15 protein-coding genes are annotated in these 17,922 nt (G+C 64.8%); 9 read left to right on the forward strand and 6 right to left on the reverse strand.

The window, feature by feature from the left end:
- The first annotated feature begins 17 nt into the window (after positions 1–17).
- Complete coding sequence (lon, locus tag CH251_RS02200) at positions 18–2,333, forward strand: endopeptidase La (RefSeq protein WP_094611597.1); 2,316 nt, start codon at positions 18–20, stop codon at positions 2,331–2,333.
- 109 nt (positions 2,334–2,442) lie between these two features.
- Entirely contained in the window at positions 2,443–4,308 is a 1,866-nt protein-coding gene (locus CH251_RS02205; protein ID WP_094611598.1) for an ABC transporter ATP-binding protein, read from the forward strand.
- Positions 4,309–4,344: 36 nt separating this feature from the next.
- Here the strand turns inward: CH251_RS02205 and CH251_RS02210 are convergent, their stop codons facing one another.
- The 3 genes from CH251_RS02210 to CH251_RS02220 form a co-directional block, all read right to left on the reverse strand.
- Complete coding sequence (locus tag CH251_RS02210; RefSeq protein WP_094611599.1) at positions 4,345–5,340, reverse strand: iron-siderophore ABC transporter substrate-binding protein; 996 nt, start codon at positions 5,338–5,340, stop codon at positions 4,345–4,347.
- 86 nt (positions 5,341–5,426) lie between these two features.
- Positions 5,427–6,641: a lipase family protein gene (locus CH251_RS02215; RefSeq protein WP_094611600.1), complete on the reverse strand. Its 1,215-nt coding sequence runs from the start codon at positions 6,639–6,641 to the stop codon at positions 5,427–5,429.
- Between the two features lie 227 nt (positions 6,642–6,868).
- A complete protein-coding gene (locus CH251_RS02220; RefSeq protein ID WP_094611601.1) occupies positions 6,869–9,139 on the reverse strand; it encodes an ATP-dependent DNA ligase in 2,271 nt (756 codons plus the stop codon).
- Between the two features lie 58 nt (positions 9,140–9,197).
- Between CH251_RS02220 and CH251_RS02225 the strand changes: the two genes are divergently transcribed.
- A complete protein-coding gene (locus tag CH251_RS02225) occupies positions 9,198–9,626 on the forward strand; it encodes an SRPBCC family protein (protein WP_094611602.1) in 429 nt (142 codons plus the stop codon).
- Between the two features lie 98 nt (positions 9,627–9,724).
- Here CH251_RS02225 and CH251_RS02230 read toward each other — a convergent pair whose 3' ends face one another.
- The 3 genes from CH251_RS02230 to CH251_RS02240 form a co-directional block, all read right to left on the reverse strand.
- Complete coding sequence (locus CH251_RS02230; protein WP_094611603.1) at positions 9,725–11,068, reverse strand: HNH endonuclease signature motif containing protein; 1,344 nt, start codon at positions 11,066–11,068, stop codon at positions 9,725–9,727.
- A gap of 284 nt (positions 11,069–11,352) precedes the next feature.
- Positions 11,353–11,757, reverse strand: a complete 405-nt coding sequence (locus CH251_RS02235) for a hypothetical protein (RefSeq protein WP_094611604.1) — start codon at positions 11,755–11,757, stop codon at positions 11,353–11,355.
- Positions 11,750–12,130, reverse strand: coding sequence for a hypothetical protein (locus tag CH251_RS02240; RefSeq protein ID WP_094611605.1), 381 nt, complete (start codon positions 12,128–12,130; stop codon positions 11,750–11,752). Before CH251_RS02240 ends, CH251_RS02235 begins: the two co-directional genes overlap by 8 nt.
- 272 nt (positions 12,131–12,402) lie before the next feature.
- On the opposite strand from CH251_RS02240, the gene CH251_RS02245 reads away from it, so the two are divergent.
- The 6 genes from CH251_RS02245 to CH251_RS02270 are packed head-to-tail and all read left to right on the forward strand — an operon-like array spanning position 12,403 to position 17,922.
- A complete protein-coding gene (locus CH251_RS02245; protein WP_027495238.1) occupies positions 12,403–12,927 on the forward strand; it encodes an MSMEG_0572/Sll0783 family nitrogen starvation response protein in 525 nt (174 codons plus the stop codon).
- A gap of 9 nt (positions 12,928–12,936) precedes the next feature.
- Positions 12,937–14,028, forward strand: a complete 1,092-nt coding sequence (locus CH251_RS02250; RefSeq protein ID WP_094611606.1) for an MSMEG_0568 family radical SAM protein — start codon at positions 12,937–12,939, stop codon at positions 14,026–14,028.
- A 1-nt stretch (position 14,029) separates the two neighbouring features.
- Positions 14,030–15,445, forward strand: a complete 1,416-nt coding sequence (locus CH251_RS02255; RefSeq protein ID WP_094611680.1) for an MSMEG_0567/sll0787 family protein — start codon at positions 14,030–14,032, stop codon at positions 15,443–15,445.
- On the forward strand, positions 15,442–16,335 hold the full coding sequence (locus CH251_RS02260) for a carbon-nitrogen hydrolase family protein (RefSeq protein WP_094611607.1): 894 nt from the start codon (positions 15,442–15,444) through the stop codon (positions 16,333–16,335). Before CH251_RS02255 ends, CH251_RS02260 begins: the two co-directional genes overlap by 4 nt.
- Entirely contained in the window at positions 16,328–16,618 is a 291-nt protein-coding gene (locus CH251_RS02265; protein WP_032396776.1) for an MSMEG_0570 family nitrogen starvation response protein, read from the forward strand. The genes CH251_RS02260 and CH251_RS02265 overlap by 8 nt, the downstream gene beginning before the upstream one ends.
- An 11-nt stretch (positions 16,619–16,629) precedes the next feature.
- Positions 16,630–17,922: an MSMEG_0569 family flavin-dependent oxidoreductase gene (locus CH251_RS02270; RefSeq protein WP_094611681.1), complete on the forward strand. Its 1,293-nt coding sequence runs from the start codon at positions 16,630–16,632 to the stop codon at positions 17,920–17,922.

A 17,922-nucleotide genomic window follows, 5' to 3' on the forward strand; every position in this document is an offset into this window, starting at 1 on the left:
AATCCTTTGGAGGAGAAGTGACCGAAACCGTTCGTGTCCCCGTACTGTTCTTGACCGATCCGATCGTCCTGCCCGGCATGGTGGTGCCCGTAGAACTCGACGAAGCAGCGCGTGCCGCCGTCGACGCCGCAAAGGCGAGCAACGACGGCACGCTGCTCGTCGCGCCGCGTCTCGAGGACCGCTACGCCGCATACGGAGTCCTGGCCACGATCGTGCAGATGGGACGCCTCGCAGACGGCCGCCCGGCCGCTGTCATCAAGGCCACGCGCCGCGCGCACATCGGCCACGGAGTCAGCGGACCCGGTGCCGCCCTTTGGGTCGAGGCCGAGACCGTTGCAGATGTGCCCCCGAGTGACGACCTCAAAGCCCTGGCGGCCGAGTACAAGCAACTTGTCGTTGCGATGCTGCAGCGCCGAGATGCGTGGCAGGTGATCGACTCGGTCAACAAACTCACCGACCCGGGCGCGATCGCCGACACGGCGGGCTACGCGTCATATCTCACCGACGTGCAGAAACGGGACCTTCTCGAAACCCCGGATGTGGCAACGCGTCTGACCTCACTCATCGAGTGGACCAAGGCTCATCTCGCCGAGGTCGAGGTCAACGACAAGATCTCCGGTGACGTCCGCGAGGGCATGGAGAAGACTCAGAAGGAGTTCCTGCTCCGTCAGCAGTTGGCGGCCATCCGCAAGGAACTCGGCGAGGACGAGCCCGACGGTGCCGACGACTACCGTGGCCGCGTCGAGGCCGCGGATCTACCCGAGAAGGTGCGCGAACAGGCGCTGCGTGAGGTCGGCAAACTCGAGCGGGCCAGCGATCAGAGCCCCGAGTCGGGCTGGATCCGCACCTGGCTCGATACCGTGCTGGATCTGCCGTGGAACAACACCACGACCGACAACAACGACATCGATTCGGCCCGTGCGGTTCTCGATGCAGACCACCACGGACTCGACGACGTGAAGGATCGGATCGTCGAATACCTGGCCGTCCGGGCCCGGCGCTCCGAACGTGGACTGCAGTCGGTCGGTGGGCGTGGGTCCGGTGCCGTCATGGTGCTCGCAGGTCCGCCCGGGGTCGGCAAGACCTCTCTCGGTGAGTCGGTCGCACGTGCACTCGGTCGGAAGTTCGTACGTGTCGCTCTCGGCGGCGTCCGCGACGAGGCCGAGATCCGTGGTCACCGTCGTACTTACGTCGGCGCGCTGCCGGGCCGGATCGTGCGGGCCATCGGAGAGGCAGGATCGATGAATCCGGTTGTCCTGCTGGACGAGATCGACAAGGTCGGCTCGGACTATCGCGGCGACCCCAGTGCTGCGTTGCTCGAGGTGCTGGACCCGGCGCAGAATCACACGTTCCGGGATCACTATCTCGATTTGGACCTCGACCTGTCCGACGTGGTCTTTCTCGCTACCGCCAATGTGATCGACCAGATTCCCGGGCCGTTGCTCGACCGAATGGAATTGGTGACCATCGACGGCTACACCGAGGACGACAAGGTCGTCATCGCCCGGAACTACCTGCTTCCCCGTCAGATGGACAGGGCGGCAATCACATCCGAGGAGGTGACGGTCACCGACGCCGCGCTGCGCAAGATCGCGGCCGACTACACCCGTGAGCCGGGTGTGCGGCAACTCGAGCGATTGCTGGCCAAGGCGCTTCGCAAGGTGGCGACGAAGTTGGTGGGCACCACGGATGTCCTGAGGATCGACGAGCCGGACCTGGTGCCGTTCCTCGGTCGTCCGCGGTTCACTCCCGAGGCGCACGAGCGAACCGAAGTGCCGGGCGTGGCAACGGGACTCGCGGTCACCGGACTCGGCGGCGATGTCCTGTTCATCGAGGCTGCGGCGACCGACGGCGATCCCGGCCTGAAGCTCACCGGCCAGCTCGGCGACGTGATGAAGGAGTCCGCACAGATCGCACTGTCGTACGTGCGCTCGCACGCAGCACAATTCGGCGTCACGCAGGAATCTCTCGATCGCAGCATTCACGTGCACGTTCCGGCGGGTGCCGTGCCGAAGGACGGTCCTTCGGCCGGTGTGACGATGGTGACTGCGCTGGTGTCGATGGCCACGGGGCGTCCGGTGCGCTCGGATGTCGGCATGACCGGTGAGGTCACGTTGAACGGTCGGGTGCTGCCGATCGGCGGGGTGAAGCAGAAGTTGCTGGCTGCGCAGCGTGCGGGACTGAAGACGGTGTTCATTCCGGCGCGCAACGAACCGGATCTGGACGACGTACCCGCAGAGGTGTTGGAGGCGTTGGATGTTCGCCCGATGACCGACGTCGCGGACATTCTCGCGCTCGCGCTGGAGCCGGCGATGGCAACTGCTGCGGCATAGCGCCGCGTGATCGCCGTGGGAGGGGCAGGTGGCTCGGCCGCCTGCCCCTCCCGTCGGTCTCGGGTGCCGCGCTTGACCTCGAGCTATGTCGAGGTTCTACGTTGGTGGGATGAGTATGGAGATGACCGCCTGGAATCAGATGTATCGCACGATGAACAGGCCCGACACCCAGTCGTCGTTCTCGAAGGAGACGGCCCGCAGGATCCTGACGTTCGCGGCACCGCATCGCCGCGCACTCGGCGGGTTTCTGGTGCTCAGCGTGGCTCTGGCCGTTCTCGCGGTGGCCACGCCGGTCTTGGCGGGTCGGGTCGTCAACGCGATCGTCGACGGACGAGAGCTACGCGTGGTGGTGCTGCTGGCACTGGCGATCGCGGGTATCGCTCTGGTGGACGCGGTGGTCGGTCTGATCAACCGATGGCTCTCGGCGAACATCGGCGAGAGCCTGATCCTGGATCTGCGGACGGCAGTGTTCGACCATGTGCAGCGGATGCCGATCGCGTTCTTCACGCGAACCCGCACCGGTGCGTTGGTGAGCCGACTCAACAACGACGTGATCGGAGCGCAGCGCGCATTCAGCACCACTCTGTCTGGTGTCGTCAGCAATCTCGTGACCCTGGTGCTGACGTTGGTGGTGATGATCGGAATTTCCTGGCAGATCACCCTTCTCGCATTGGTCCTGCTGCCGGTGTTCGTGCTTCCCGCTCGCCGGATGGGTCGACGCCTCGCGCGGCTGCAACGTGAAGCGGCAGCACACAATTCGGCGATGAGCACGCAGATGACCGAGCGCTTCTCGGCGCCGGGAGCAACACTGGTGAAGCTGTTCGGTCATCCCGAGCAGGAATCGGTCGAGTTCGCGGTCCGGGCGGCCAGGGTGCGCGATATCGGAGTGCGCAGTGCCATGGTGCAGACGGTGTTCGTCACGGCGCTGACGCTGGTCTCGGCACTGGCGCTCGCCGTGGTGTACGGATTGGGCGGCTTCTATGCCCTCAGCGGGAGCCTTGACCCGGGTTCGGTTGTGGCACTGTCGCTTCTGTTGGCGCGGCTGTACTCACCGCTGACCGCTCTGGCCAGTGCACGCGTGGAGGTGATGAGCGCGTTGGTGAGCTTCGAGCGGGTCTTCGAGGTTCTCGATCTCGTTCCGTTGATCGCCGACAAGCCCGACGCGAAGGCACTACCGCCAGGTCCGGTGGCCGTCGAACTCGATGATGTCAGGTTCGCGTACCCGTCCGCGGACAAGGTGTCGCTCGCTTCGCTCGAGGAGGTCGCAACCCTGGATTCGCGCGGGGGAGAGGAGGTTCTGCACGGTGTGTCGTTCCGAGCCGAACCCGGCCAGATGGTCGCGCTGGTGGGTACGTCGGGTGCAGGCAAGTCGACGATCGCGCAGTTGATCGCACGGCTGTACGACGTCGATGGTGGTGCGGTCCGGCTCGGCGGCATCGACGTGCGCGACCTGACGGCCGAATCCGTCCGCAGCACAGTGGGAATGGTGACCCAGGACGGGCACCTGTTCCACGAGAGCATTCGGTCGAATCTGTTGCTGCCGCGTCCCGACGCCACCGACGACGAACTGTGGGACGCGCTCTCGCGGGCGAGGCTCGCGGACCTTGTTCGCTCGCTGCCGGACGGTCTGGACACCGTCGTCGGCGAGCGTGGGTATCGACTCTCCGGTGGTGAGCGTCAGCGCCTGACGATCGCGCGGTTGCTGATCGCACAGCCGCGAGTGGTCATCCTCGACGAGGCAACAGCTTCGCTTGACTCGACGTCGGAGGCCGCGGTGCAGGCCGCGTTGGCCGAGGCGCTGGAGGGCAAGACGTCGGTGGTCATCGCGCACCGGCTCTCGACCATCAGGGCTGCGGACGTGATCCTGGTGATCGAGGACGGGCAAGTCGCCGAGCGCGGCACCCACGACGAGCTCCTCGCGGCGGGAGGCCGCTACGAGGAGCTGCATCGGACGCAGTTCGCACAGGCGGAGTGACCTTACGAAGCCGGGAGCGGAGCCTGCGGAGTGACCTTATGAAGCCGGGTCCGGGACCACGGTTGCTGGGTCGTTGTCGGTTGCGGCGGCGAGCATCGGGGTGAATCCGTCGATCGCGTAGTCCAGCGACAGTGGGCTCGAGTAGCCGAGGGCCGAGGGTAGGTCGGTACTGAAGGAGCCGATGTAGACGGTGCGGTCCTGCCGGACGACGTCGAGGGCAGCGAGGAGAGGGTCGGCCTGCAGTTGCTCGCGGCTCTGGCCGGCGATGACGAGGACGTCGGTGTCGAGTCGATCGAAGTTCTCGGGACTGATGGTCTCGGAGGCGTCGGGAATCTGAAAGCCGAGGTCGGTGAAGAACAGGGCACGGATGTCGTCCTTGCCGAGAATCAGGTAGCTGCCGTCGTCCATGACGAACGCGAGAGTCAGTGATTTGCCGGTGAATTGGGGGTTCGCGGCTTCGGTGTCGGCGAACTTCTGCTCGAGCTCGGCCGTCTGGGCCTCGGCTTCCTGCGACTTTCCGAGGGCTTCGCCGACAACGGCGAACTCCTGCTGCCAGGTCGCGGCAGGTACGTCGTCGTAGCCGCCGATGTCGGCGATCGTGGGGGCCATCCCCGAGAGGGTGTCGTACTGGCCCTGGTCGATGAAGGAGTACGGGCCGAGGATCAGATCGGGTGCTTGCGCAGCGATCTGCTCCAGCTCGAGGTCGGTGCTGCCGACTTCGGGAATCTCCGTTCCGCCCAGGGCTGCCTGCGCCCAGGGGCGTTGCCGGTAGTCGTAGCTCAGGTTGCCGCGTGTCGCGACGGGCTTGACGCCGAGCGCGAGTGCGAAGTCCTGCTCGTTGAACCCGATCGTCACGACACGGGTGGGCTCGGCCTCGATGACCGTCTCGCCGAATCGGTGCTCGACGGTGACCGGGAAGCCGGCGGCGCTGCCGGCGTTACCGGATGCGTCGGTGCCGGCATCGGACGAGCAGCCGGCTGCCAGTGCCAGAACGGAGGCACCGGCGGCGACGAGCTGGACGGTCTTCTTCATGTGATCTCCTCGCAACTGGACTTAGCGAGGTTAGCCTAACCGACCCACTGAAGCTTTGATCATGTGCCATGGGTCGGTCGGCGCGATCAGCAGTTGGTCGTGGCCGGCACTCCTGCGAATCGCTGGTCGATCCACTCGAGTGCCTGAGGTAGGCCGAGCACTGCAGCAGTCAGGTGATCGTTGCTGGGCACCTTCACCTCGGTCACCAGGACCCCGGCGCGGCAGTATCGGGCAAGCGTGTTGTCGATGGCGCTGACCGGGATCAATGCATCGGACGGGCTGTGCCACTCGAAGTACGGTGCCTTCGGTACGCCGGGATACAGCTCGACGCTGTTGTCGTTGACGGCGGCAATCGCTTCCGGACTGCTGATCAGGTCCAGCGTGCCTGCGACCTCCATGGCGCTCTTTCCCGCGCCCGCCGCGATGATGTCGTTGGTGCAACCGTTCTGGATCTTGCTCTCGATCTCCTTACCGAGCGGGTTGAGCTGAGAGCTGATCGGGATGCGGGTGGGGTACTCGCGTTCGATACCGAGCGCGGCAGCGAACGCCAGACCGAACATGGGGTGCGGGGCGAAACCGAGATCGCGGGCCATGCGCTCGAGGTTCATCGGAGCGCCACCGTTCGCGCTGCCGACGATGTTCAGCTCGGGTGCGTAGTCGTTCTGAAGCGCAGCTGCCCATGCCGTGGCCATTCCGCCGCCGGAGTAGCCGGCCAACGCAACCGGGCTCTGCTGAACCTGGATGGGATCGAAGCGCTGAGTGGCGCGAATGCTGTCGAGCACGATCTGCCCGCCGAGCTTCGCGGCACCGTAGGCGCTGTTGGGTCCGAGGTGATCGGCGATCACGACCGTCCAACCGCGCTGCAGTACTGCATTGAGAGCGGGTGCCTCACGAATCATCAAATTGGGATCGTTGGTCCAGAGTGCTTGTGAAGGTGCACATTCGAGACCGAGTGCATTGATGATGTGTTGGTAAGAAAGTAAAGGGCCGTTCGGCGCTTTGTTCTGTGGAACCAACACGGTATTGATTGCGGCGATGGGATCGCCTGCCGAATTGGTGGAGCGGAAATTCAGCTGCCACACGTCCACGCCGAAGAATCCGGGGGGCGGTGGCATCGGGCGACTGGAGATCACGTCGCCCGGAGCGAGCGCGTCGAGATCGACGGGCGGAGAGTAGAAGGCGTCCGCGATAGGCGTCGGGTACAACGGCGCAGCAGCCGCGTGACCTGCGCCGACGAGCGACGAACACAGAACTGCAATCGCCGTCATGCTGACAGCGCCTGCCAACTTGAGAACCCGCATGTGGTAAACCCCTCCGTGCCTGAACCGAAGCGACGAGCGCTGCGGCGATCTGGCAAGCCCCCGTAGAGCCGGCCCGCAAACCGTTATAGCTGATGATCTTCGAGTTGTTACGCTCCCCCCGGAAACGATGGGCGCAACGGTACGCATCGGCTCATTTTATGGCAACCGAACGTTACCTATCCTTGTTTCTTCGATCGGATCCAAGTTTTCCACCCGAGGCATTCTCGTCATTCCCTACGCACCGCCTTCGGCTCTTTGTCCGGGCGCAGGCCGCGCCAGCTCGGATGCCGCAGATGGCCGGATTCCGTGGCCTCGTAGAACCGCACCTCGCCGACGAGTACCGGCTCCACCCATACTGCTCCGTTCCGATCGGCCGCGGGCAGCACCGAGGAGAAGGGACTTTCCGACGCCTCGAGTGGGGCGAGGAGGGCAGCGAGCGTATCGAGCGCACGGTCGTCGAACCCGGTTCCGACGCGTCCCACATAGCGCAGTCGGTCCCCGTCGGGAATGCCCATCAGTAGTGAGCCGAACCCGCCGGAACGACGACCCTGCCCCCGACGCCACCCGCCGATGACGATCTCCTGGGTCCGCCAGTTCTTGTGCTTGATCCAGGTGTGGGCGCGCTTGCCGGGTTGATAGATCGAGTCGGTTCGTTTGGCGACCACGCCTTCCCAGCCCCGTTCTCTGCTTTCGGCGATGGCGTCCGCAGCGGTCCCCGTCAGCCGCGGCGGCACCAGTACCGAGTCGAGTCCGGTGGTGAGCAGTTCGAGCAGTCGTCGTCGATCCGAGTACTTCTTGCGCAGCAGTGACGTGCCGTCGAGGTGGAGCAGATCGAAGGCGATGAATCGGATTTGCTCACGGGTGGCGTTCTGCAGCTTCTCGAAACTGCTGACCCCGTCGTCGTCGAACACCACGACTTCCCCATCGACGATGGCGTCGTGCTCGGCCAGGTCGTCCGCGAAAGATTGGAGTGCGCCGAACTTCTCGGTGTAGTCGTTGCCGCTCCGCGTGCGCAGCGTCATCGAACCGTGCGTCAGTTCGGCGACGATGCGGAATCCGTCCCACTTGCCCTCGAACGACCACTCGTCTACCGGGAGATCGAGGATCTCTCCTGCGGTGGCGAGCATCGGTGAGATGTTCTTGGGCTCGGGCTTGTCGGGTGCGTCCTTCATCAGATGCATGAGCCACTGATTGCCCTTGGTGCGGATCAGGGCGAAACGCCCGGTCGCCTTCTTTCCGTGCAGGACGACGATGACCTCGTCGTCGCGCCACTTCTCGAGTTCGTAGGTTCCGCTGTCCCAGATCGAGACGTCGCCGCCGCCGTACTCGCCCTTGGGTATCCGACCGGAGAACGTCGCGTATTCGAGTGGGTGGTCCTCGGTGTGTACCGCCAGCCGGTTCTGCTTCGGATCCACCGGGATGTTCTTGGGGACGGCCCACGAGACGAGGACGCCGTCGTGTTCGAGTCGGAAGTCGTAGTGCAGCCGTCGGGCATGGTGTTCCTGGATCACGAACGTGTCGTTGTTGCCCTGCGGTTCGGTGGTGGTCGGTATCGGTTCGGGAGTCTTGTCGGCGCTGCGCATGCTGCGGTACTTGTCGAGTTTGTCTGTGGCAGCATTGGTTTCGGGGGCCGAATCCGCGGCGGGGTCCAGTTGTGCCAGTGGATCGCCGAGGTCCTGGAATCGCTCCAGGACCTCCTCGAACCGAAGCTGTTGCAGCCCCGACGATTCCAGCTCGTCCCAGGTGCGTGGTGCCGCGACAGTGGGGAGTGTTCGCCCACGGAGCGAGTACGGGGCGACCGTCGTCTTCTTGCCGTTGTTCTGGCTCCAGTCGACGAACACGCGCCCGGTTCGTTTCGCTTTCGCCATCGTGGCCGTGACCCGGTCCGGTGAGCGCTCTTCCAGCAGGGTTGCAACACGTTTGGCGACCGTGGACGCGCCGGAGGTCGACAAAGGCTTCTCCAGCGGGACGTACAGGTGGATTCCCTTGCTGCCGCTGGTGACCGGATACGCGGTCATGCCGATATCGCCTATCAGATCCCTTATCTCGCAGGCCACTTCGGCGCATCGGGCCAGATCCACGTCGTCGCCGGGGTCGAGGTCGAAGACCATGCGGGTGGCCGGTCCGGGTTCGGTGCCTTCGAACCGCCACTGTGGCACATGCGCTTCGATGGCCGCCTGTTGGCCGAGCCACGCCAGATCGGCTGCAGTGGAGAACAGTGGGTAGGTGACCACGCGGTCGGAATGCTGCATCGAACGCCGATCGAGCCAGTCGGGTGCAGACGCCGCGAGGTTCTTCTCGAAGAACGATGACTGATCGACGCCGTTCGGCCAGCGCTTACGGGTCACCGCGCGGCCAACCAGGTGAGGAAGCATCGCAGGTGCGATGGTGGTGTAGTACTCGATGATGTGGCTCTTGGTGGTGCCGGTTTCGGGGAACAGCACTTTGTCGAGGTTGGTGACGGAGACCTTCCGACCTTCGATCTCGAGCGTGGCCATCGTCTCAGGTTAACGGCCGCCGTCAGAACCTGCGGGCAAGTTGTGACAGTCTCGATTCATGGCGACGATCAGTGTCTCGGTGCAGATGCCCGAAAATCCGCAGGGCGCGTGGGACAAGGCTTCCGCGCTCGACCGGTTCGACGAGTGGATGACCATCCACGGTGGGTGGTGCAGCCCACCACCCAAGAAGGTGGGCAAGGGCACCGAGGTGGAATCGCTGGTGAAGGTGAAGGGCTTCAAGAACACGATCAACTGGACCTTCACGGAGTACGACGAGCCCAAGCTGATCGAGATGTCCGGCCGCGGCAAGGGTGGGGTGAGAATCTCGTTGACTGTCCATGTTCGTGAGGCCGAGGGTGGATCGGAGCTGACGCTCGACGCGAAGTTCGGCGGGGGCGTCCTGTTCGGTCCTGTGGGGTCGGTGGTGGCGCGGGCACTCGACACCGATGTCAAGAAATCCGTTGCGAACCTGGCGGCGTTGAAGTGACGGACCATTGCTGAAGTAGCTGCACGACAACCTCTTCCAGCCCCGCACCGTGTTCTCGGTGCGGGGCTGGATTGTTCGTTCGGTTCGTGTCGGCAGGCTCAGGCGATGTGGGGGCCTGCTCGGGCGTGGGATGGTCTGGGTTGTCGGTACGGGTCGACGGTTGCCGGTGGCACGAACCACGGGTGGTTGTCGACGCCGATGAAGACTTCCCAGTCGGAGTGGTGGAGGAGTCGGTGGTGGAATCCGCAGAGTAGGACGAGGTTGTTCATGTCGGTGGGGCCGCCGTCTCCCCAGTGCCAGATGTGATGTCCTTCGGTCCAGGCGGCAGGTTTTCCGCAGCCAGGGAACGCACAACCGTGATCGCGGGCGATGAGAGCTTTGCGTTGTTTGGCGGTGACGGTGCGTGCGGTGCGGGCGAGGTTGATCGGGTTGCCGTTCTCGTCCATCACGATGGCAGTGAGGACACAGTCGCAGGCGAGTTGGCGGGAGGTGTTGCGGGAGAGTGGTCCCATCCAGGGCAGCCACCCGACTGTGGTGCCGTCGCCGAACAGGTCCCTGTATGCGCCGCGATCTGCGGAGGGGTGGACGTTGTCATCGGATTCGTCTGCAGCGCGGGTGTTCTCGTCGTCGGCGATCTCATCGACGTCAGCGCTGTCAGCACTGTCGCGGAGGTCGGTGAGGTCACGGAGGCTGATGTGCAGGTTCAGGTGGGGTCGTTCGCCGCCTTCGGTGGGTCGATTGCTGGAGGCGAGGTACTGGTCGAGGATGTGTCCGAAGGCGTCGGCTCGTCGCTTGGCGGGGCTGCGATCGTCTCCGGTTTTGAGTGTCTCGGTGCCGTCGGCGGCGGGGCGGGGTTCGGTCAGCGGTGAGAGTGCGGTGAGCAGCTTCTCGCCGGTGATCGCATCGAAGTCGCCCTTGAGTACCAACCGCCCGTTGAGGGTCTTGGAGGCGAAGAGTTCGTTGCGGTCGGTGTCCTCGGGAGGTGGCTTGTTGCCGCCGAATCTGTCATTGAGGTTGGTGATGGCTTCGCGGATCCGGTCGGTGCGTGCTTCGGGTCCGGTGGCGGCGGTGATCATCGCCTTGCGGGCCATGTCCTGCCCGGCTTGGGGGAGGTTCTTGGGTGGGGTTTCGGCGAAGGTGAGGATCAGGGCGGCGTGGTCGATGGTCATGACACCGGCGTTCACGGCGTCGGCGATGTCGGGGAAGTTCTTCAACCCGCGTGCGAGGGCGACGATCTTGGTGGCTTTGCTGGGGGTGAGCAGGGTGGTGGAGGTGAGCCAGCCGGCGGGCCCGGGGAATCCGAGTTTCTCGCGGGCGACGCGGGTGTCGATCTCGGCGACGAGGGCGATGCGTCGGGCTTCGAGCAGTTGGATCCGGTGGGAGACCGCGGCGGCGTCGGCGAGGAGTTCGCTCTCGCTCAGTTGCCAGATCGCTGCGGTCATGGGAGCAAGTGTATCGAACGCGCGTTCGACTGGCAACCATAGTTCAACCGAAAACTATTGCCCTGCTACACTATTGGCTGATCCGAACTTGTCGGTAGCCCGTGGTAGGGACGCCGCGCTCACATCTGAATTCCAGTGCGTACTGCGAACTCGGGAACCGACCCGGAAGTCCGCGCTGTCGGGCGAAGCAGTAGTGCGGACACATTCGAACTGACGTCACCCAGGTGGCTGTGAAAGACGGATCCCCGTCTGTCGGCCCGCCCTGTTCGGACGCCGCCCAACTGCTACTGCAACCGCGTCTTTCGCAACCACCACAGTCCCGCGATGGGGAGTACCACCGGGATGAAGACGTATCCGGATCCGAAGTGCGACCACACCGTCGGCTCCGGGAAGTCCTGGGGCTGGATGTAGCTGAGGGTGCCGATGCCGATGACCCCGACGAGTTCGATGATGCAGGACACCGTCACCACTCGTCGCGATGCTTCGGTTGCCCTCGCCAGTCCTACCGTGGCGACGATGTAGACCACTGCCGCGAAGGCCGACAGCAGATACGCCACCGGTGCGTCGTCGAATCGTGTGGTGAGCTGCACGATCGAGCGCGCTGTCGCGGCAACGGCGAACACCGCGTAGACGGCGATGAGGAAGCGCCCGAATCCGGTGCGCGTCGCTTGCTGGAGGTTGTCAGGCATATCCGGCCCAAATCTGGCTCAGGCGCAGCACCATGGCCGCGAGGGTGAGGACGGCAACGAGGAGCACCGCTGTGCCGCCGCGGGAACGGTCGCCCAGGGACCACCACGTGCCGAGGGGGAGCAGGAACAGCAGCCCGACGAGGTAGGACCCGAATGTCAGCCGGTGTATCTCGCGATCCGAGGTGAACATCATGACGAAACCGATCACGGCCTGCACCGCGACGACGGCCTCGGTGGCGGCGATGGTCCAGAACAGTGTGCGATCGGACTTGTTCTTCAGCAGAACCGGTCGGTTCATGGCGAGCTTGGCGAGCACCCAGACGCCCACGACCAGGGACAACGCATACAACAAGCCGGTGACGGCGCCGATCATCGAGTTCCTCGTCAAGTTCGTGGTGGATGGGTGATGCGGCCTCCACACTATCCGCGTAACGCCACGTCAACACTGTGAGGCCCTCGAAACACGGCGTTGTTCCGGGTGTGACCAATCCGAAATGGATGGGGCTTGTACTTGTTCCATGGCCGCAGAGGATCTGCTCTCTCGCCGGACATGACCTCTCTTCCTCAGGTGGCCACCGACGCCCACCGCATCTCGAGTAGTTGCCCACCGCATTCAGCCCGCTCTGCGAACCTCAGGAGACACCCGTGTCAGACCTCGACCAGTCCATCGCCGAGAACATCAAGAAGTCACTCGAAGAGATTCCGCACCCTTCACTTCCCAAGGGCAGCAACATCTACGGCTCCACCAAGATCTTCCCCGACTACAAGGCCGAGAACGGCGAGAGCTACTTCACGCTGGTACACGGTATCGCCCACGAGTCCTCGGTCTCTTTCGTCGCGGTACTCCAGGCGACGCGCGCGCTGCGCAAAGGCTTCGAGTCGGCCATGTACTTCTACGGTCCCGGCGCTATCAATTGCCTTGCCACTCGCGGCTTTCCGACCACCGGTGACTCCGGGTTCCCGGGCGAGCAGAACATCAACGACTCGCTCGCGACGTTCATCGCCGAGGGTGGCACCGTGTTCTGCTGCCGCTTCGGGCTTGCCCTGCACGGCGGTCGGGAAGAGGACCTCATCGAGGGCGTCATCCCGGCCCACCCCCTGGACGTGCAGGACGCGCTGATCCACTACGCGCGCAAGGGTGCCATCATCAACTCGACCTACATGGTCTAGGAGCGCACGATGGACCGGGAGCGGAGCCTGCAGGAGCGACCCGAAAACGCCGTCTCTACGCGCGTGGATCTGGCGTTGCTCGGTATTCGAGGAGCGACGCCGGTGTCCAGAACTGCCGGTGCAGGGCCGAGTGACGACGGACATGTCCGCATCGACGGCCTCGGCGCAGCCATTCCGCGCAATCCGCTCAGTCCCTACGTCCTCGAAGAGGGCCGAGTGTTGTTCGACGGCAACGATATCGGCCTCGATGTGCAGGCCGTCGATCGCCCGCAGTTCTACGACCTGGAAACCGCCGACGGTATCGCCTACGAGAAGATCGCGAAGCTGCACGGCAGCAGTGTTCTCGCGACCACCGTGGTGCAGACGTGCATCCGCTACGACGCCGATCAACGCTGCCGCTTCTGCTCCATCGAGGCCTCGCTCGAGGCCGGCGACACCATCGCCGTCAAGACCCCGGCGCAGCTCGCCGAGGTGGCCGAGGCGGCGGTACGGCTCGACGGCGTCACGCAGATGGTCATGACGACCGGTACCTCGGCCGCGAAGGATCGCGGTGCCCGTCACCTGGCCCGATGCGTACGCGCCATCAAGGCCGTGGTTCCACAGCTGCCGATCCAGGTGCAGTGCGAACCTCCCGGCGACCTCCAGACCATCCAAGATCTGTACGACGCCGGAGCCGAATCCATCGGCATCCACGTCGAATCTCTCGACGAGAATGTTCGACGCAAGTGGATGCCGGGCAAGGCCTCGGTGTCGATGGACGAGTACCGCGCTGCGTGGAAAGAGGCGGTTCGTGTCTTCGGACGCAACCAGGTCTCGACGTACATCCTGGTGGGGCTCGGCGAGGATCCCGACGAATTGGTTTCCGGGGCAGCGGAACTCATCGAGATGGGTGTCTATCCCTTCGTCGTTCCGTTCCGTCCGCTGGCCGGAACGTTGGCGGTGGACGTGGACCGAGCGACGGCCCCCGACCGGGACGTCCTGGAAAACGTCACCCGACGCGTCGCCAAGGAACTTCAGGCCGCGGCGATGCTCGGATCCGATCAGAAGGCAGGCTGCGCGGCATGCGGTGCGTGCAGCGTTCTGCAGAACGCGGGGGGCTGACATGTTCGGTGTCGTGGAAGCGGGCGACCTTGCCGGATTGTCCGGAACTGCAACCACTGTCGTCGAACCCAGGTTCATCGTCCAACCGTGCGAAAGTGCAGCACAGCTGGACGCCTATCGTGCGCTCAGGAGAGCGACATTCGTTGCCGAACAGGGCTTGTTCGCCGGCACCGATCACGACGACGTCGACGACGATCCTCGGGCAGTCGTTCTGGTCGCCACCGACCGGGACGGCACCGTGCTCGGCGGTGTGCGGCTGGCACCCTGCACTGCAACGGATCTCGGGTGGTGGGCCGGGAGCCGCCTCGTGGTCTCGGTCTCGGCGCGCACGTCCGGCGTCGGGCCTGCCCTGGTTCGGGCAGCCTGCGCCCATGCCGAGAGTCGAGGCGTGCTTCGTTTCGACGCGACGGTGCAGAAGGGCAACGAGCAACTGTTCACCCGCCTCGGGTGGATTCGCCGCGGTGACGTCGAGGTGGCCAACACGCCGCACGTGGCGATGTACTGGCCGATCGACCGCATCGAACGGCTCGTCTCCTCGACCAAGGCAATGCTGGCCGGGGTGCTTGCACCTCTGAAGGCACAGCCACTCGGGCTCGGAGCCAAAGGCTTTCGGGGAGACGACGGCGTTCCGGTACCGGGTAGCGACATGATCGCCGCATGCGATGCCATCATCCCTTCCATGGTCGATCGCGACCCCGAGTGGGCCGGCTGGTGTGCGGCGCTGGTCAACCTGAACGACCTCTCGGCGATGGGCGCGCTGGCTGTCGGAATGCTCGATTCCGTCGGAGCACCGACGCAGAGTCGGCTGACCCGCATCATCCGTGGTCTCGCCAATGCCTCTGCGGCATGGCAGGTTCCGGTGCTCGGTGGCCACACCCAGGCCGGGGTGCCGTCGTCGCTGTCGGTCACCGCACTGGGCCGGACCTCTCGACCGGTCCGCGCGGGCGGGGGAAGCGTCGGCGATCGATTGACGCTCACTGCGGACATCGAGGGCGAGTGGCGACGCGGATACCATGGCCAGCAATGGGATTCGTCCTCTCGCCGAAACTCCGACGAACTGACGGCAATGGCGTCGTTCGTGTCCCGTACCGCACCCAAGGCAGCCAAGGACGTCTCGATGGCGGGCCTGGCCGGCACCACCGGAATGCTCGCCGAGGCGAGCGGAACCGGTGCCGTACTCGACATCGCCTCGATACCGAAGCCCGACGCCGCGTCGATGGGTGAATGGATCACGTGTTTTCCAGGGTTCGCGATGATCACCGCGGACCGTCCCGGTGCACCTACTGCACCGTCCGGACCTGCACTGTCCGCAGTCTGCGGAGAGCTCACCGACATTCCGGGCGTCGCGCTGCGATGGCCCGATGGAATCACCACTCGCGCGGTCACGTCCACCGTGACCGGATTGGGAGAAGCATGACCACCCACCCGCAGCCCGTCACCATTTCCGTCGCCGCAGCCGAGTTCGGTCGCGACATGGAACAGGGTTACGCCACCATCGCCGCGTTGCTCGAGGAATCACGCAACCGCGGCAGTCAGTTGCTCGTCCTGCCCGAGGCCTGCCTCGGCGGCTACCTGCCGAGCCTCGGCGGCGGCGACGAGACCGAGGAGTCGCGGCAGCGTCGGCTGAAGGCGCTACCTCCGGCTCTCGAACTCGACGGCCCGGAGATCAGACGCGTCATCGACATGGCGGGCGATACAGTCATCACGTTCGGCTTCTGTGAGAAGGACGGCGACACACGCTACAACGCCGCGGTGACGGTCGACGGCAGCGGAATCCTCGGCTCGTACCGCAAGGTGCACCAGCCGCTCGGCGAGAATCTCTGCTACGACGCGGGAGACAGCTACTCCGCCTTCGACACTCCGATCGGTCGGATGGGCATGCAGATCTGCTACGACAAGGGATTCCCCGAAGCCGCCCGAGAATTGGCGCTCGACGGTGCCGAGATCGTCGCGTCCATCTCCGCCTGGCCGACGGCACGAACTGCGACTGTCGAGAACATGGAAGAGGACCGGTGGAAGCAGCGGTTCGACATCTACGACCGAGCCCGCGCTCTCGAGAACCAGATCATCTGGGTCGCTGCCAACCAGGCAGGTACCTTCGGATCTCTTCGATTCGTCTGCAGCGCAAAGATCGTCGGACCCGGCGGAGAGATCCTCGCCGGCACGGGCGTCGAACCGGGCTTGGCCACGGCCACCGTCGACGTCGCTGCACTCATCGGCGCGGCACGCGGCGGCGGCATGTACAACCTGCGTGATCGCCGGCCGTCCGTGTACCGGACCATCACGAAGGAGCCGATCCATGCCTGAGATGTCGTTCCTCGTCCGATGGCCCGACGGACGCGAACAGTCCTGCTATTCACCGTCTCTCGTGATGCACGACTACCTGACGCCCGGCCAGGAGTACCCGGTGGCGGAGTTCGTGCAGCGGACGTCGGAGGCACTGACGATCGCCAGCGATCGAGTGCTCGCCAAGTTCGGCATGCGGTGCACGTCGGCCGCGCAGCAGATGGAGGAGATCCACGGTGTCAGCACCTCGTACGAGGCCGGTGCCGTTCGCGTACTGAGCATGTCGGGAGCTGAACTGCTGTGAATCCGAACAGTGTGACAGAACACCACGCCGTGATCGTCATCGGCGGCGGCCAGGCCGGCCTGTCCATCAGCTGGCATCTGACGCAGCGTGGCATCGAACATGTCGTGTTGGAGCGCGACACGATCGCGCACGAGTGGAAGGACTCCCGCTGGGACAACTTCACTCTCGTGACGCCGAATTGGCAGTGCGCACTTCCCGGATACACCTACGACGGTGACGATCCCGACGGATTCATGCAGCGCGACGAGGTCCATGCTTTCGTGCGACGCTACGCCGAGAGCTTCGATGCGCCTGTACGAGAACACGTTTCTGTCGACCGAGCTCTGCAGGGCCTGGATGGCGGCTTCGACCTGCAGACCTCCGCCGGACCGATGCACGCCGACCAGATCGTCGTCGCCGTCGGTGGATACCACATCCCCACCATCCCGCGGTTCGCCGAGAAGCTACCGCGCGAGATCGTCCAGATGCACTCGTCCGATTACCGCGGCTCACACCAGTTCCCGGACGGCGATGTGCTGGTGGTGGGCACCGGGCAGTCCGGTGCCCAGATCGCCGAGGATCTACACCTCGACGGCCGACGCGTACACCTGGTGGCCGGCACCGCTCCCCGCGTCGCGCGCTTCTATCGCGGCCGCGACTGTGTCGCCTGGTTGCACGACATGGGGGTCTACGATGTCTCCATCGAAGATCAACCCGGTGGCGTCGGCAAACGCGAGAACACCAACCACTACGTCACCGGCCGTGACGGTGGTCGAGATATCGACCTGCGCGCATTCGCCGCCGAAGGGATGCAACTCTACGGCCGACTGCTCGGCGTCGAGGACGGCGTTCTGCAGTTCGCACCCACTCTCGAGGCATCTCTCGATGCCGCGGATCGGGTGGCCGAAAGCATCAAGGACAACATCGACGCCTACATCGAGCGAGAGGGAATCAGCGCCCCCATCGAGGATCGCTACGTGCCGGTCTGGCGTCCGGAGACCGAGACCACCGAACTCGACCTCGCCACCTCGGATATCAAGGCCGTCGTCTGGTCGGTCGGCTTCCGCACCGACTACCGGTGGCTCAAGGTCGGTACCTTCGACGGTGAAGGACACCCGACGCACAACCGCGGCGTCACCTCGGTGCCGGGCCTGTACTTCCTGGGCCTGCCGTGGCAGCACACCTGGGGCTCGGGGCGTTTCGCCTCGGTGGCCCGGGACGCGCAGTTCCTCGCCGACCAGATCGGTCTCGAGATCAGTGCAGCACAGTCTCGAAGCTCAGTGCAGGCCCGGAACTCAGCGCAGCCGCAGAGTCAGATGGTCTGA

This window comes from Rhodococcus sp. 06-462-5 (assembly GCF_002258315.1).
Taxonomy (GTDB): domain Bacteria; phylum Actinomycetota; class Actinomycetes; order Mycobacteriales; family Mycobacteriaceae; genus Rhodococcoides.